This window comes from Geomonas azotofigens (genome assembly GCF_018919395.1).
Classification (GTDB): Bacteria; Desulfobacterota; Desulfuromonadia; order Geobacterales; family Geobacteraceae; genus Geomonas; species Geomonas azotofigens.
In genome coordinates, this window is record NZ_JAHLME010000001.1 from 85,280 (window position 1) to 100,803 (window position 15,524).

The 15,524-nt window shown below is 65.6% G+C and carries 12 protein-coding genes; 11 read left to right on the forward strand and 1 reads right to left on the reverse strand.

Features of this window, described 5'->3' with window-relative positions; genetic code table 11:
- The first annotated feature begins 84 nt into the window (after nucleotides 1–84).
- The 7 genes from KOL99_RS00420 (at nucleotide 85) to KOL99_RS00450 (ending at nucleotide 10,610) form a co-directional block, all read left to right on the forward strand.
- Complete coding sequence (locus KOL99_RS00420) at nucleotides 85–849, forward strand: substrate-binding domain-containing protein (protein WP_216508422.1); 765 nt, start codon at nucleotides 85–87, stop codon at nucleotides 847–849.
- Nucleotides 850–922: 73 nt separating this feature from the next.
- Nucleotides 923–1,681: a substrate-binding domain-containing protein gene (locus KOL99_RS00425; protein ID WP_216508424.1), complete on the forward strand. Its 759-nt coding sequence runs from the start codon at nucleotides 923–925 to the stop codon at nucleotides 1,679–1,681.
- Nucleotides 1,682–1,724: 43 nt separating this feature from the next.
- Nucleotides 1,725–4,175: a methyl-accepting chemotaxis protein gene (locus tag KOL99_RS00430; protein WP_216508426.1), complete on the forward strand. Its 2,451-nt coding sequence runs from the start codon at nucleotides 1,725–1,727 to the stop codon at nucleotides 4,173–4,175.
- An 84-nt stretch (nucleotides 4,176–4,259) separates the two neighbouring features.
- Complete coding sequence (locus KOL99_RS00435; RefSeq protein ID WP_216508428.1) at nucleotides 4,260–4,934, forward strand: heavy metal response regulator transcription factor; 675 nt, start codon at nucleotides 4,260–4,262, stop codon at nucleotides 4,932–4,934.
- Complete coding sequence (locus tag KOL99_RS00440; RefSeq protein ID WP_216508430.1) at nucleotides 4,912–6,351, forward strand: heavy metal sensor histidine kinase; 1,440 nt, start codon at nucleotides 4,912–4,914, stop codon at nucleotides 6,349–6,351. The genes KOL99_RS00435 and KOL99_RS00440 overlap by 23 nt, the downstream gene beginning before the upstream one ends.
- A complete protein-coding gene (locus KOL99_RS00445) occupies nucleotides 6,338–8,596 on the forward strand; it encodes a hybrid sensor histidine kinase/response regulator (RefSeq protein WP_236025730.1) in 2,259 nt (752 codons plus the stop codon). The genes KOL99_RS00440 and KOL99_RS00445 overlap by 14 nt, the downstream gene beginning before the upstream one ends.
- A 112-nt stretch (nucleotides 8,597–8,708) precedes the next feature.
- Nucleotides 8,709–10,610, forward strand: a complete 1,902-nt coding sequence (locus tag KOL99_RS00450; protein ID WP_216508432.1) for an LTA synthase family protein — start codon at nucleotides 8,709–8,711, stop codon at nucleotides 10,608–10,610.
- Nucleotides 10,611–10,745: 135 nt separating this feature from the next.
- Here the strand turns inward: KOL99_RS00450 and KOL99_RS00455 are convergent, their stop codons facing one another.
- Nucleotides 10,746–11,495, reverse strand: a complete 750-nt coding sequence (locus tag KOL99_RS00455) for an SDR family oxidoreductase (protein WP_216508434.1) — start codon at nucleotides 11,493–11,495, stop codon at nucleotides 10,746–10,748.
- Between the two features lie 428 nt (nucleotides 11,496–11,923).
- On the opposite strand from KOL99_RS00455, the gene larB reads away from it, so the two are divergent.
- Genes larB through KOL99_RS00475 form a run of 4 tightly spaced genes read left to right on the forward strand, consistent with a single transcriptional unit; the run spans nucleotide 11,924 to nucleotide 15,520 of the window.
- Complete coding sequence (gene larB / locus KOL99_RS00460; protein ID WP_216508436.1) at nucleotides 11,924–12,679, forward strand: nickel pincer cofactor biosynthesis protein LarB; 756 nt, start codon at nucleotides 11,924–11,926, stop codon at nucleotides 12,677–12,679.
- Nucleotides 12,676–13,833: a nickel pincer cofactor biosynthesis protein LarC gene (gene larC, locus KOL99_RS00465; protein ID WP_216508438.1), complete on the forward strand. Its 1,158-nt coding sequence runs from the start codon at nucleotides 12,676–12,678 to the stop codon at nucleotides 13,831–13,833. Before larB ends, larC begins: the two co-directional genes overlap by 4 nt.
- The gene (locus tag KOL99_RS00470; protein WP_216508440.1) at nucleotides 13,830–14,279 is read left to right on the forward strand and encodes a phosphatidylglycerophosphatase A family protein; all 450 of its coding nucleotides are present in this window, start codon (nucleotides 13,830–13,832) and stop codon (nucleotides 14,277–14,279) included. Before larC ends, KOL99_RS00470 begins: the two co-directional genes overlap by 4 nt.
- Nucleotides 14,276–15,520: a competence/damage-inducible protein A gene (locus tag KOL99_RS00475; protein ID WP_216508442.1), complete on the forward strand. Its 1,245-nt coding sequence runs from the start codon at nucleotides 14,276–14,278 to the stop codon at nucleotides 15,518–15,520. Before KOL99_RS00470 ends, KOL99_RS00475 begins: the two co-directional genes overlap by 4 nt.
- Nucleotides 15,521–15,524: the final 4 nt, after the last annotated feature.

Consider the following 15,524-nt stretch of genomic DNA (forward strand, 5'->3'; position numbering starts at 1 on the left):
GTCAATGTCGAATAGACAACATGCCTCCGCTGAGAGGAGGGGTAACCCGTTTCTGTTTCCATACAACAAGCAGGAGGAACAACTATGAGAGTGATGCGCGTCGCGGCAGCCATTGTCGTGTCTTTGCTGGCAGGTCTCACCGCCCATGCCGGCGCCGAGGAGCTTAAAATCGGGGCGGGGGGCGCTCCCACCGAGAACATCCTCAAACCGATCCGTACCGCGTTCGAGACGGCGACCGGGCTGAAGCTCTACATCGTCGCCTCGGGGCCGAAAAACGCCTTCGCGGACCTGCAAAAGGGAGAGGTCGACGCCGCCGCGGCGGGCCTCAGCTACCAGGACTGGTTGGCGCTCATGAAGAAGGAGGGGGCCGAGGTGAGCCAGCCTGCCGCCTTCGTCCCGACCCTGATCGGCAAGGACAAGGTCAAGGTGCTGGTGCACAAGGAGAACAAGGTGAACCAGCTGAGCGCCGAGCAGTTGCGGGGAATCTTCTCCGGCGAGATCTCCTCCTGGAAGGAGGTCGGCGGAGACGATGCGCCGATCCTGGTGGTGCTCGGCAAGCTGACGCCCGGCACCAACAGCATGTTCTTCAAGAAGTTCCTGGGGGACAAGCCTGTCGCCAAGGACGTGATCGACGCCACCACCGCCGAGGACGTGAGGCTGAACGTCGCCTCGAACCCGTCCGCCGTCGGCTTCGGCCCGCTCTCCCTGATCGACGACTCCGTCAAGGCGGTGCTGACACCGGAACTGGCGCGCGACATCACCCTGCTCACCAAGGGGAAGCCCTCGGCCAAGGTGCAAAAGCTCCTCGATTTCATCAACGGCGAGGGGAAAAAGTACATCAAGCAGTAACGACGCCGGTCGCATGGAAGCGCATATTCCAGTCTCGCCAAAGAGACCTACCAAACCAGGAGGGGACGTACGTATGAAAAGAGGGATGATCTGTCTGGCACTTGTCGCATCGATGGTTCTCGGTGGCACCGCCATGGGTGAAGAGATCAAGGCGGGGGGCGGCGGCGCTCCCATCGATGGCTATCTGAAACCGGTGAAGGAGCCCTTCGAAAAAAGCACCGGCATCACCCTGAACCTCAACTTCAGCAGCGCCACCCTCGCCTTCAAGCAACTGGTGGCGGGCGAACTCGACCTCTCCACCGCCGGGCTGGCCTACGCCGACCTTTTGAAGACCGCCAAGAAAGAGAACATCGAGGTCGCCGACCCGTCCACCTACGTCGCCACCGAGATCGGCGCCAGCAAGATCTACACGGTGACCCACAAGGACAACCCGGTCTCCGCGCTCACCCTGGACCAGTTGAAGGGGATCTTCACCGGCAAGATCACCAACTGGAAAGAGGTGGGAGGCAACGACGCCCCGATCCTGATCGTGCTTTCCTCGATCAACCCCGCGACCAACGCCGCTTTCAAGAAGCTCGCCCTTGGCGACGCCCCGTTCGCCGCCGACGTGGTCGACGCGGGACGGTTCGAGGACGTGCGCGAGAAAGTCGCCGCCAACCCGGAGGCCATCGCCTTCGGCCCGGTGACCATGCTCGACGCCACCATCAAGACCGTGAAGACCCCGGACGTCGCGCGGCCGGTCATCGTGATCACCAAGGGGGCTCCCTCTCCCAAGGTGCAGAAGCTGATCTCCTTCATCAAGGGAGAGGGGCAACACTACATCAGGCAGTAAACCGACCGCCGTTTTCCCAGCGCCCACAGATCGGAGCAATCGCATGACCATCAAGACCAAGCTGACCCTGAACGTTGTCACCGTCATCCTGATCGTCGCCGGAGTCGCCATCGCCAGCATCGTCGGCATGCGCTTTGTCGACAGCAAGCTCCAGGACCTCACCCAGCGCAGCACCCCCTTCCAGATGAGGACGGTGGAGTTCCAACGTCAGATCCAGGAGGCGACGGCCGACCTGATCAAGGCGAGCGCATCCCGAAACCGCAACGAGTTCGAGGCGAGCAGGACCGAGGCCGAAAAGTCGCTCGCCCTGGTCGAGAAGGGCCAGGGGGCGCTGCAGGCGCTCTCGGGCGACATGAAGCTCGAGGCGCACCAGGCGCTGACCGGCATAGCGGGCGAGATCTTCACGGTCACCAGGGGCAAGCTCAAGGCCGAGGAGGACGCGGCGGCGGCCAACAAGGCCATCACCGACCGGATGCGGGAGGCCACGGCGCGACTGAAGGAGCTTGACGGCAAGATCAAGGGGCTGCAGTCGACCAGCTCCACCTCCTACAGCCGATCGGTGGTCGAAACCAAGGGGGTGTCGGACCGGGTGCGCAACGTGGAGGCGCTCAAGCTGACCCTGAAGGACTTCCACCTGGGGCTCATGGAGGTGAGCAAGGCGCAGAGCAAGAAGGGCGTCCTCATCTCGCAGGCCAAGTGCAACTCGGCCATGAACAAGGCGATGCAAAACGAGCTGGCTAAAAGCTCCGGCAGCATCCTGGCCGACCTCAAGTACCTAAACGGCAAGATAGCCCCCTTCGTCAAGGCGCAAGGGGCCGCGGTCGAGCCCGGCGCCACCGACATCTCGGCGCGCGACCAGCTCTTCTCGGAAATCACCCAGAAGATGAACGCGGTGAACCTCGTGCTGGAGCAGGAGGCCGCCATGGCGGCGGACACCCTCTCCTCGGAAAGCCGCAAGCAATCCACCTACTTCAGCAATTCCACCGTGGCCACCGGGGTCATGGCCAGCAATTCCGAGCTCCTTTCGCTCGGGCTCAAGGTGGACGGGCTAGCCTCGCGCCTCTTCACCGCGGGGAGCGCGAAGGACGTCGACGCCGTCGAAGCGGAGTTGAACGGGATCTTCGCACGCATAGGCCAGGTGGACGCGCAGCTTGCCAAGTCCCTGACCAAGCTCAACGCGCGCGGCGAAACGGCCCTGCTGCGCCAGGCGGAGGGGGGGCTCGCCACCATCAGGGGGCTCCTCTTCGTCAAGGACGGGGTGCTCTCCAAGATACGCAACCGGCTCGACATGGAGGCCAAGGCGGCCACGGCCATGGGCAAGCTGCGCGAGATCGTCAAGCAGCAGGCCGAGAGTGGGGAGAAAACCGTGAGCGTCGCCCAGGTTGACCAGGAAAAGGCGATCACCACGGTGAACCGGATGGTCCGCTTCTCAACCCTGCTGATCGGCGCCATCAGCCTCGCCGCCGTCCTGTTCGGCATCATCTTCGGCATCTGGGTGTACCGCTCCATCTCCCGCCCGCTGGCCCAACTGCTCTCCGTATCGCAGGCGGTGGCCAAGGGGGACCTCGGGGTCAACATCGAGAACAACAACGCCGACGAGGTCGGCAAGGTACAGTCGGCCATGGCCGAGATGGTGGACAACCTCAGGGGGATGGTGGGCAAGATCAAGGACGCCACCCAGAGCCTCGCCAGCAGTTCCGAGGAGCTCTCTGCGACGGCGGTCGCGCTGGAGAAAGGGGCCGAGGAGCAGACGGCGCGCATCGACCAGTCGGCCACCGCCATGACCGAGATGACCCAGACCACCATGGAGGTGGCCCGAAATTCCAGCGACACCTCGGACGCCGCCACCCAGATGAAGGGGATCGCGGAGCGGGGCAAGCAGGCGATGCAGGAAACCGCCCAGGAACTGGACCGCTTCGCCGATTCCGTGAAACAGGCGGCCGAGAAGGTGGAGTCGCTTGGGAAACAATCCGAGGAGATCAGCGACGTGGTCACCCTGATCAACGACATCGCCAACCAGACCAACCTGCTGGCGCTGAACGCGGCCATCGAGGCGGCGCGCGCCGGCGAGCAGGGGCGCGGCTTCGCGGTCGTCGCCGACAACGTGCGGGAGCTTGCCGAGCGCACCAGCACCGCGACCCAGGAGATCTCCCAGACCGTCAAGACCATGCAAAGCAGCGTCAGGTCCTCGGTGGACTACATGCACGAGGAGCGGGAATCGGTGCAGAAGGTCCAGGGGCAGGTGCAGCAGACCCTGGTGGCGATCGGCGAGATCGTGACTTACGTCGAGCGGGTGGCGGACATGGTGCAGAGGATCGCCGTCGCCGCCGAGGAGCAGTCCTCAACCAGCGAGGAGGTATCCACGAACATGGAGGGGGTGCACGAGATCGCCAAGGAGCTCAGGAGTTCCTTCACCGACATCAGGCACTCCTCCGGGGGGCTGTCGCAGCTGGCCACGGAGCTCAACGGCATGGTCGGGTGGTTCAGGGTGTAGGCGCTCTTTTTTATTATAGTTATCGCGTCCCGCACTCTGATGATATATACTCGTCCGGGTAATTCATGAGGGGACCGGAGTCGGATGCGCATCCTGATCATCGAAGACGAGCAAAAGGCCGCCAATTACCTGAAGAAGGGGCTCACGGAAAACGGGTTCAGTGTCGACATCGCCAACGACGGCGAGGACGGCCTGCACCTGGCCATGACCGAGCGCTACGACCTGATCATCCTGGACGTGATGCTCCCGGTGAAGGGCGGCTGGGCCATCATCCAGGAACTGCGGGAGGGGGGCAACGACGTCCCGGTCATCTTCCTGTCGGCGCGCGACGCGGTGCACGACCGGGTGCACGGCCTGGAACTGGGCGCCGACGACTACCTGGTGAAGCCCTACGCCTTCTCGGAGCTCTTGGCCCGGATCAGGATCATCCTGCGCCGCCACCCCCTGCAGCAGTCCGAGGTCATGAAGCTTGCCGACCTGGAGCTGGACCTGGTCCGGCACAAGGCCCGACGCGGCGGACAATCCCTCGACCTCACCGTGAAGGAGTTCCAGCTGCTGGCCCTCATGCTCAGGCGCCGCGGCGAGGTCCTCTCCCGCACCACCATCTCCGAGCAGGTCTGGGGCATCAATTTCGACAGCGACACCAACGTGGTCGACGTGGCCATCAGGAGGTTGAGAAAGAAGGTGGACGACCCCTTCCCCTTGAAGCTCATCCACACCATCAGGGGGGTCGGCTATGTCCTCGACGAGACGGCCTGACCTCCCGCGTTCCACCTCCATCACGGCCCGCCTGCTCGGCTTCTACCTGGTCACCACCCTGCTGATCCTTCTGTGCACCAACTGGTTCCAGTTCAAGGCCCTTTCCAAGGACCTCGACTTCGAGGACAACGACTTCCTGGTGGAGCGCATCGTGACGCTGCGCGCCATCGTCGCCCGCCACCCGGACGCCCTGAGGGACCAGATCCCGGTGAACCGGCCGGGGCAGCCGAAACGGCACCTGGTGCGGGTCCAGGACGCCGAGGGGCGCACCCTGATGCAGTCCCCGGAGATGGCGGGGCTGGCGGTGGAGCTGTTTCCCCCCGCGGTGACCAGCGCCGAGAAGGTCGGGCGCGGGCGCAAGTACCGTGCGCCGGACCGCAAGCGCTACCTCCTGAACGCCGGCTGGGCCGGGCGCGGCGACGATCCGCACCACCGCCTGATCCAGGTCGCCCTGGACATCACCGACGAGGACGCGCTGATGTCCAAGTACCTGGTGCGGACCGGCCTGTCCGTGGTGACCGGGCTGTTCCTGGCGGCGCTTCTGGGGGTGACCATAACCCGGCGGGGCCTGCGCCCCCTGCAGGAGATGGCGGACAAGGTGGCGCAGATCACCGAGGCCGACCTGCACCAGCGCATCCGGACGGCGAACTGGCCGCGCGAACTGGACCAGCTCACCGTGGCGCTGGACGCCATGCTCGGGAGGCTCGAGGAATCCTTCGCCCGCCTCTCCGAGTTCTCCGCCAACCTGGCCCACGAGCTGCGCACCCCGATCAACAACCTGCGCGGCGAGGCCGAGGTGGCGCTGTCGCGGGCCCGCTCCGAGGACGAGTACCGCCGCATCATCGAGTCGGCCATCGAGGAGTACGAGCGGCTCTCCCGCATGGTGGGAGACATCCTGTTCCTGGCGCGGCCGGACCGGGCCTACCAGCCGGTCCTCGTCGACGCGCGGATCGAGGTGGAGCGGCTGGCGGAGTACTACGGCAACCTGGCCGACGAGCAGCACACCGCGATCGTGGTCGAGGGGGACGGGAAGGTGAGCGTCGACCCCAACCTGTTCCAGCGCGCCGTGGGCAACCTGATCTCCAACGCCCTGCACTACGGTTCGCAATTCGGCCGGATCACGGTGAAGCTGCGCCAGACCGAGGAGGGGGGGCTGAACCTCGCCGTCGAGGACAGCGGCATGGGGGTTGACCCCGCCGAACTCCCCCGCGTCTTCGACCGGTTCTACCGCTCGCCGCAGGCGCGCCAGATCTACAACCAGGGGAGCGGCCTCGGCCTGGCGATCGTGCGATCCATCATGAACCTGCACGGCGGCAGCGCCTCGGTGGCGAGCCAACCCGGCGAGGGGACCGTGGTTACGTTGCGTTTCCCGCCACCCGCGCGGGGGGAGACAGGAGCATCCGTTGTCCAAAGCTGAGAAAACGACATCGCGGGACATCCCGCCGGAGGTAAACCGCCCCGACGCGCAGCCGTTCAGGATCCAGGCCGCGCGCATCGTGGCCATCTACGCGCTGTTCGGCCTGGCCTGGATCTACGGCTCGGACCTGGTCATCGACCTGCTCATCGACGACAAGGCGACCCTGGTGCGGATCGCGGTGGCCAAGGGCTTCGCCTTCATCATCTGCACGGCGACCCTGCTCTACTTCCTGATCAACCGCCTGCTGGGCCAGCTCGCCGCCGTGGACGCCAAACGCCTGGAGAGCCTGGCGGGCCTCGAACAGAAAAACGCCCACCTGAGACTGTTCTTCGAGGCGGCGCCGGCATCGCTGGCCATGTTCGACCGCGACATGCGCTATCTCCAGGTGAGCCGCCGCTGGCTCTCCATGTACGGCCTGGGCGAGCGCGACCTGGTGGGGCTGTCGCACTACGAGGTCTTCCCCGAGGTCCCCGAGCGCTGGAAAGAGTTCCACCGCCGCGGCCTCGCCGGTGAGACCTTGCGGGAAGAGGCGGATCTCTTCGTGCGCGCCGACGGCTCGCAGCAGTACGTCAGGTGGGAGATCCGCCCCTGGTATGACGCCGCCGGCGCGGTGGGCGGCATCGTCATCTTCACCGAGGACATCACCGAGCGGATGATGTTCGAAAGCGCGCTGAGCGCCAACGAACGCTTCCTGCGCCTGTTGACCGACGAATTGCCGGGCCTGGTCGGCTACTGGAACAGCGACCTCACCTGCGGCTTCGCCAACAGGACCTACCGGGAGTGGTTCGGAAAGAACTCCGAGGAGATCATCGGGACGGGGATGCGCGAACTGCTGGGGGAACAGCTCTTCACCCAGAACGAGGCGCAGGTGCTCGGGGCCCTGGCGGGAGAGCCGCAGCATTTCCAGAGGACCCTGGTGAAAAGGGACGGCGAGGTGGCCCACGTCTGGTCCCACTACATACCCGACGTGGTGGACGGGCACACCCGCGGCTTCTACGTCCTGGTCTCCGACGTCACGGAACTGAAGCGGGGCGAGGAGCAACGGCAGCGCCTGGAGAACCAGCTGCAGCAGGCCCAGAAGATGGAATCGGTGGGGAGGCTCGCCGGGGGCGTCGCGCACGACTTCAACAACCTGCTCACCGTCATCCTCGGGCTGGCGCAACTTGCCATGCGGGAACTGGGACCCGGGCACCCAACCCTGGTGAGGCTGGAGGGGATCCGGCAGGCGGCGGAGAAATCGGCGGCGCTGACCAGCCAGCTGCTCGGCTTCGCCAGGAAGCAGACCATCGCCCCGAAGGTCCTGGACCTCAACTCATGCGTCGAGGAGATGCTGAAGATGCTGAAGCGACTGGTGGGAGAGGATATCGATCTCGCCTGGAGCCCGGGACGTGAGCTTTGGAAGGTGCGCATGGATCCCTCGCAGCTGGACCAGATCCTGGCCAACCTCTGCGTCAACGCCCGCGACGCCATCGCCGACGTCGGCAAGATCACCATCGAGACCGGCAACGTCAGCTTCGACGCCCGGTATTGCAACGCGCACTTCGACTTCGTCCCCGGCGACTACGTCCTCTTGGCGGTGAGCGACGACGGCTGCGGCATGGACCAGGAGACCCTGGCCCAGATCTTCGAGCCGTTCTTCTCCACCAAGGAGGTGGGGAGGGGCACCGGGCTGGGGCTCGCCACCATCTACGGCATCGTGAAGCAGAACAACGGCTTCATCAACACCTACAGCGAGCCCGGCGAAGGGAGCACCTTCAAGATCTACCTGCCACGGCACGCCGAGGAGGGGGTGCGGGCGCTGCCCGAGCCGGTCGCGGCGCCGGTTCAAGGGGGGAGCGAGACCATCCTGCTGGTCGAGGACGAGCCGAGTATCCTCAGCGTCGCGGTGTCGCTTTTGACCCTGCAGGGCTACCACGTGCTGCCGGCTTCCAAGCCGGCGGACGCGCTGGACATCGCGCGGCGGCACCGCGACCGGATCGACCTGGTGGTGACCGACGTGGTGATGCCGGAGATGAACGGCAGGGACCTGGTGCGCCGGCTGCTCCCCTTCTGCCCGAAGGTGAAGTGCCTCTACATGTCGGGCTACACCGCCAACGTCATCGCCCACCACGGCGTGCTGGACCAGGGGGTCAACTTCATCTCCAAACCCTTCACCATGAACGACCTGGCGGCGAAGGTGCGCTCGGTGCTGGACTCCGGGGAAGCGGGGCTGGCCGCCGCTCCCCCCCCGCTTCCGGAAGCGTAGTGTTTCCGCCGCGCGGAGATGACAAAAATGTCATCTTCCTGCAATGCAACCGCAAGGGGCGCCGCTGTAGTATGGTGGGCGCTTTACCATCAGAACGTTAAGAGGTTTGTCTATGCCGCAACGCCGACTGGGCCTGGTTGCCTTCGTCTCCTGTACCTTCCTCGCAGTTTCCACAGCCGTCCGCTTCATGCTGATGGCCATGACTCCCAAAGGAGCCGGACTCAAGCTCTCGCTGATCCTGAAGGCGGCCGCGACCGGGTTCTACTTCGACCTGGCCACGCTCGCCTACGCCATCGTGCCGCTGGCGCTCTACCTGATCCTGGTCCCGCGCCGGATGGCCACGCACCGCTGGCACCTGTGGCTGGTGCGGATCCTCTTCGCCCTGTTGGTCGCAGTGCTCATCTTCGACGTCTGCGCTGAGTTCATCTTCTTCGACGAGTTCGGCACCCGCTTCAACTTCATCGCCATCGACTACCTGGTCTACACCCAGGAGGTGGTGGGCAACATCCGCGAGTCGTACCCGCTGACGGCGATCTTCTCCGGCATCGGCGCGGTCGCCGCCGCGATTTCCTGGGCGCTCAGAAAACCGCTGGCCCGCGGGGCGGAGCTGACCTTCAACGGCGCCTACCACCGCACCGGGTTCCTGCTCCTGCTGCCGGTCGTGCTCTCCTACGGCGTGGTCAACATCTCCCAGTCCGCCATCTCGAAGAACAACTACGCCAACGAGATCGCCGGCAACGGGGTCTACAACCTGTTCGCCGCCTTCATCAACAACGAGCTCCCCTTCACCAGGTTCTACCGCACGCTGCCGCAGAACCAGGTCAACGCGCGACTGCGGACCCTGGTCGCCGAGAGGAACAACAGCTTCGTCGATCCCAAGTCCGAGCGCTTCACCCGCACCATCCACGGCGAGGGGCCGGAAAAGCACCTGAACGTGGTGGTGGTGATCGAGGAGAGCCTTTCGGCCGAGTACCTGGGCGCCTTCGGCAACACCAAGGGGCTGACCCCGAACCTGGACCGCCTGGCCTCCCAGTCGTTGTTCTTCACCAACCTCTACGCCAACGGCACCCGTACCGTGCGCGGCCTCGAGGCGCTCACCCTCTCGGTCCCCCCGCTCCCCGGCACCTCCATCGTGAAGCGCCCGAACAACGGCGGCTTCCGCTCCTGGGGCGAGATCATGAACGCGAAGGGGTACCAGTCCAAGTACATCTACGCCGGGCACGGCTACTTCGACAACATGAACGCCTTCTTCTCGGCCAACGGCTACTCCATCGTGGACCGCACCGACTTCACCAAGGACGAGATCTCCTTCGCCAACGTCTGGGGGGTGTGCGACGAGGACCTGTTCCGCAAGGTGATCAAGGAGGGGACCAAGTCCTACGAGGCTGGCAAGCCCTTCTTCTCCATGGTGATGACCACCTCCAACCACCGCCCCTTCACCTATCCCGCCGGAAGGATCGACATCCCGGCCAAGAAGGGTCGTAACGGCGGGGTGAAATACGCCGACTACGCCATCGGGCGGCTGATCGCCGAGTCGAGCGGCAAGCCGTGGTTCAAGGACACCATCTTCGTCATCGTCGCCGACCACTGCGCCGGCAGCGCCGGCAAGGCCGACATCCCGATCAAGAAGTACGAGATCCCGCTGCTGGTCTACTCCCCGGCGCACATCAAGCCGGCCCGGATCGACAGGATGATGAGCCAGATCGACGTCGCCCCCACCGTGCTCGGCCTGATGAACATGAGCTACCAGAGCGACTTCCTGGGGCGCGACGCCCTCAAGGATTCCGGCCAGCCGCCGCGCGCGTTCATCTCGACCTACCAGAAACTGGGCTACCTGACCGAGAACGAGCTCCTGGTCCTGGGGCCGCGCCAATACGCGGCACAGTACAAGGTGGACCGCAAGACCGGCGACGCCAAGAACGAGCCCGTCAGCGACGGGATGCTGGCCGACATGCTGGCCTACTACCAGGGTGCGGACTACCTGTACCAGCACAGGCTGAACCGGATCCGCTAGGACCGGGACGGCAACAGCCGGAACAACAGTACTCCGGAACAACAAACGGGACGCAGCCACATCGGCCGCGTCCCGTTTTGTTTATGGGGGTGTCCGTCCCAATTCCCTCTCCGGAGGGAGAGGGAAAAACCATGGCTAGTCCTCGTAGATCATCTTCCTGGTCATGCCGCCGTCGACCACGAAATTCTGGCCGGTGATGAACCCGGCGCGCGGCGACGCGAGATAGAGCACCATCTCGGCGACGTCCTCGGCGCGGCCGACCCGTCCCGCGGGGTGTTGCCGGTGGTCCGCCGGGCGCAGTTCGGCCTCGTCGCCGTTGTGGATCCACCCGGGGCTCACGCAGTTGACCCGGATCTCGGGCCCGAGGCTCATGGCGAGGGCGTGGGTGAGGGCCACGACGCCCCCCTTGCTGGCGGAGTAGGCCTCGGTGTCGGGCTCTGACTGGAGCGCGCGGGTGGAGGCGATGTTGACGATGCTGCCGCGGCTCTGTTTTAGATGCGGGACCGCGTGCTTGCCGCAGAGAAAGACGCCGGTCAGGTTGGTGCCGATGACGCGGTTCCACGCTGAGAGCGAAAGCTCGTGTACGGGCGCGGCGTGGGCCCGGGCCAGCGCCGCGTTGTTCACCAGCAGGTCCAGCCGCCCGAAGCGCGCCAGCACCCGGGCAATCATCTGCTGTACCGAGGGCTCGTCCGCGACATCCGCCTCAAGCGCCAGGACCGCGTCCGGGGCGCCGAGCGCTGTCGCCGCTTCGGCAACCGCCGCGCCGTCTATGTCCGCCAGCGCCACCGCATACCCTTCCGCCAGCAGCCGCTGCGCGATCCCCCTGCCGATCCCCCGCGCCGCACCCGTCACCAGCGCCACCAGCCTCTGCTCAGCCTGTGCCATGTCGATCTCCATCCAAAGTTCCTGCAACAGGCTCAGAATTTACAACAGCGCTGGCATCTTAGCAAAGGGAAACAAGGTATAATCAGCGCTATTACCCGCGCAGCCGACTTGACCGTGCATTGGTAAAGGATATCAGACGAGGGCGAACAGGATCCTGCGTTCCGTGATGGAAGCACAGCGCAAGAGGGGAAACAGCACCGTAGCCGCCCCTAAGGGATCCGGGACACACTAACTTCCCTTAAAGGCCTCCGTCCCCGGAGGCTTTTCCTTTCTACGTCAGCACCTTGCGCCCCAGAGACACAATAGCTGCGCCCTTCTCTCAGAAAATTCCCAGCTCCTGCCAAAAAACGTTTTTTTTAGCAGCGAATCCGAAGTTTGTATGTTAGCCTTAATCGCATTTTCCAACCTCCGGAGGCAGCTTCACATTCATGCAAAACAACGAAATTGAAAAAGTTCTCCAGGAAGTGAGCCAGGGGGCGCTCGACGTCTCCCAGGCGCTGGAGAAATTGAAGCACCTCCCCTTCGAGGACGTCGGCTGCGCCACCGTGGACCACCACCGCACACTGCGCCAGGGTTTCCCGGAAGTCATCTTCGGGCAGGGCAAGAGCGTCGCCCAGATGCGCACCATCATCACCGCGCTCCTGGAGAAAGGGGGCAACGTCCTGGCGACGCGGGTGAACCGCGCCAAGGGGGCGAAGCTCAGGGAGTTTTTCCCGCAGGCGATCTACCATGCCGACGCCCGCGCGCTCACCATCGAACAGCATCCGGTGCAATTGCGCGGCCGGGGCAAGGTCCTGGTGGTCTGCGCCGGCACCTCGGACATCCCGGTGGCGGCCGAGGCGGTCCTCACCGCGCAGATGATGGGCAACGAGGTGGAGAAGGTCTACGACGTGGGAGTAGCGGGATTGCACCGCCTGCTGGCGCGGCGCGGGACCCTCGCGGAAGCATCGGTGATCATCGTCGTGGCCGGGATGGAGGGGGCGCTCCCTTCGGTCGTCGGCGGCCTGGTGGACAAGCCGGTGATCGCGGTGCCGACCTCGGTGGGGTACGGTGCCTCCTTCGGCGGCGTGGCGGCCCTCCTGGGGATGCTCAACTCATGCGCCGCCGGGGTAACGGTGGTGAACATCGACAACGGCTTCGGGGCGGCCTACGCGGCGAGCCTCATGAACAGGATTCACGGATGAAGGTACTGTATTTCGACTGTTTCGCCGGGATCGCAGGCGACATGACCGTGGCCGCCCTGATCGAACTCGGGCTCCCGCTGGAGACGCTGCAACAGGAACTTTCCTCGCTCCCCTTGTGCGGCTACACGCTGGCAAGCGGCAAGGTCGAGCGCCACGGCGTCTCCGGCACCTCCTTCAAGGTCGCCTTGACCGAAGAGGACCAGCCGCACCGCCACTACTCCGGCATCTCCGCCATGATCGAGAAGTCGGCTCTCAAGCCGCGCGTCAAGGAGCTCGCCCAGCGCATCTTCTTGAAGCTGGCGCAGGCCGAGGCGAGCGTGCACGGCGTGCCGCTGGAGCGGGTGCACTTCCACGAGGTGGGCGCCGTCGACTCCATCGTCGACATCGTCGGCACCGCGATCGGCCTCGACCACCTGGGCATCGACCGGGTCTGCGCCTCCGGCCTTCCCTACGGCCACGGCTTCGTGAAAACCGCCCACGGCCTCCTTCCCGTCCCGGCGCCCGCCACTGCGAAGCTCATGGAGGGGATCCCCCTTTCAGCCGACATCGGCCCCGGCGAACGGGTCACCCCGACCGGCGCCGCCATCGTCGCCGCACTCGCGGAGAGCTTCGGCCCCCCTCCGGTCATGACCGTGACGGGTACGGGCTACGGCGCCGGCGAGAAGGACTTCCCGGAACTCCCCAACCTGCTCCGGCTGGTGCTCGGGGAGAGCGCCGACCGCAAGGAGGCCCAGGAGGTGCTGGTCCTCGAGACCCACATCGACGACATGCCCGCCGAGATCTTCGGCTTCGTCATGGAGCGGCTCATGGAGGCGGGGGCGCTGGACGTCGCCTTCTCGCCGCTGCAGATGAAGAAGAACCGCCCCGGCACGAGGCTCACCGTGATCGCGCAGCCGGACGACCTGCAAAAGCTCTCCGCAATCATCCTGGCCGAATCGAGCGCCATCGGCCTGCGCTACTACCCGGCCGGGCGAATCACCCTCCCCCGCAGCTGCCAAACGCGCGCGACGTCTCTGGGCGAGGTGCGGGTCAAGGTGCTGGGCGACGGGCGCGTGACGCCGGAGTACGAGTCGTGCCGCGAGATCGCCCTGGAGAAGGGGATGCCCCTTTTCGAGGTGTACCGGACGGTGGAGCGGGAGTGCGGCAAGGGATGAAAAAGTTCGTAATCGTTTCCGCCACCTGGTTCGGCACCGGTTTTTCCCCTTTCGCCTCCGGAACGGTCGGGACGCTCGGCGCGATCCCGTTTTTCCTGCTCCTCTCGGGCATGCCGCTGTGGCTCTACCTCATCACCACGGCCGCCTTCACCCTGTTCGCCTGCTGGAGCGCTGGTTTTGGCGAGGAGCTCTGGGGCGAGCACGACTCGGGCAAGATCGTCATCGACGAGGTGGCCGGCTACCTGGTGACCATGACCGCCGTCCCGGCAACGTGGCAGGGGATCCTGGCGGGCTTCATCATGTTCCGCTTCTTCGACATCCTGAAACCCCAGCCGGCGCGCTGGTTCGACCGCTCGCTGAAAAACGGCTACGGCGTGGTGCTGGACGACATCGTGGCCGGGATCTACGCCTGCGCCGCCACGCACCTGGCGCTGAGGTTCCTGTGAGAGTCGCCATCCTGTCCATAGGGGACGAGCTCCTCTCCGGCGAGGTGACCGACACCAACGCGAGCCACATCGCCGGGCGGCTCTACGACTGCGGCGCGCGCGTCTTCAGACACCTCACCGTCCCCGACGAGGAGGAGGCGATCGCGCAAGCCCTGACCGAATTGGCTGCGGCGAGCGACGCCGTCATCGTCACCGGCGGGCTCGGCCCTACCCCGGACGACTACACCGCGCAGGCGGCGGCACGGGCGGCGGGAGTCGAACTGGAGCTCTCCCAGGAAGCGCTCGACCACCTGGCCGAATTCGAAAAGAGGATCGCGCGACCGCTGCACCCGGCCAACCGGCGCCAGGCGCTCATTCCCAAGGGGTGCCGGCTGATCCCGAACCCGCTGGGGACCGCCTGCGGCTTCGTGGTCCCCCTCGGCGGCGCCCAGCTCTTCTTCCTCCCGGGCGTCCCCTACGAGATGGAGCGGATGCTGGCGGAGACGGTGCTCCCGGAGCTTGCGGGGCGGCTCCCGGCGCCATGGCGGCGCATCACGTTGAAGGTATTCGGCATCCCCGAGGCGGCGATCTCCGAACGATTGGAAGGGGCCATCGAGGCGGACGCGCCCCTGCAGCTCGCCTACTGCGTTAAGTATCCCGAGATTCACGTCATCCTGCGGGCGGCGACGGCGGACGCGGCGCACCTGGAGCGGGCGGCGACCGAGGTGAGGAAGCGTCTGGCCGAGTTCCTGTTCGCCGAGGACGACGACACCATGGACCTGGTGCTGGCGCGCCAGTTCCGGGAGAGCGGGCTCACCCTGGCCCTGGCCGAGTCCTGCACCGGCGGCATGATCGCCGCGCGCATCACCGCCGTGGCAGGCTCCTCCGCCTACTTCCTGGGGGGAAACGTGACCTACAGCAACGCCGCCAAGAGCCGGATGATCGGCGTACCGCCCGAACTGATCGAGCGGCACGGAGCGGTGAGCGCCGAGGTCGCCCGCGCCATGGCCGAAGGGGCCCGCGCCGCCGAGGGGAGCGACCTTGCGGTATCGGTGACCGGCATCGCCGGACCCGACGGCGGCACCCCGGAGAAGCCGGTGGGCACGGTCTACATCGCGCTGGCCGACGCCGGGTCGTGCCGGGTCGAACGCTGCAACTTCCAGGGGGACCGGGACCGGGTCCGCTCCATCACCTGCTTTACCGCGCTCAACATGCTGCGCGAACACCTCCTCATCCGCCACGGAGCAGCGGTCCGCAACTGACGGG

Bases quoted from the DNA above. Each gene is read 5' to 3' on its own strand.
- larB (WP_216508436.1), top strand. From the start codon at position 11,924: ATGCAAAACAACGAAATTGAAAAAGTTCTCCAGGAAGTGAGCCAGGGG.
- KOL99_RS00430 (WP_216508426.1), top strand. From the start codon at position 1,725: ATGACCATCAAGACCAAGCTGACCCTGAACGTTGTCACCGTCATCCTG.
- KOL99_RS00450 (WP_216508432.1), top strand. From the start codon at position 8,709: ATGCCGCAACGCCGACTGGGCCTGGTTGCCTTCGTCTCCTGTACCTTC.
- larC (WP_216508438.1), top strand. From the start codon at position 12,676: ATGAAGGTACTGTATTTCGACTGTTTCGCCGGGATCGCAGGCGACATG.
- KOL99_RS00470 (WP_216508440.1), top strand. From the start codon at position 13,830: ATGAAAAAGTTCGTAATCGTTTCCGCCACCTGGTTCGGCACCGGTTTT.
- KOL99_RS00425 (WP_216508424.1), top strand. From the start codon at position 923: ATGAAAAGAGGGATGATCTGTCTGGCACTTGTCGCATCGATGGTTCTC.
- KOL99_RS00440 (WP_216508430.1), top strand. From the start codon at position 4,912: ATGTCCTCGACGAGACGGCCTGACCTCCCGCGTTCCACCTCCATCACG.
- KOL99_RS00420 (WP_216508422.1), top strand. From the start codon at position 85: ATGAGAGTGATGCGCGTCGCGGCAGCCATTGTCGTGTCTTTGCTGGCA.
- KOL99_RS00435 (WP_216508428.1), top strand. From the start codon at position 4,260: ATGCGCATCCTGATCATCGAAGACGAGCAAAAGGCCGCCAATTACCTG.
- KOL99_RS00455 (WP_216508434.1), bottom strand. From the start codon at position 11,495: ATGGCACAGGCTGAGCAGAGGCTGGTGGCGCTGGTGACGGGTGCGGCG.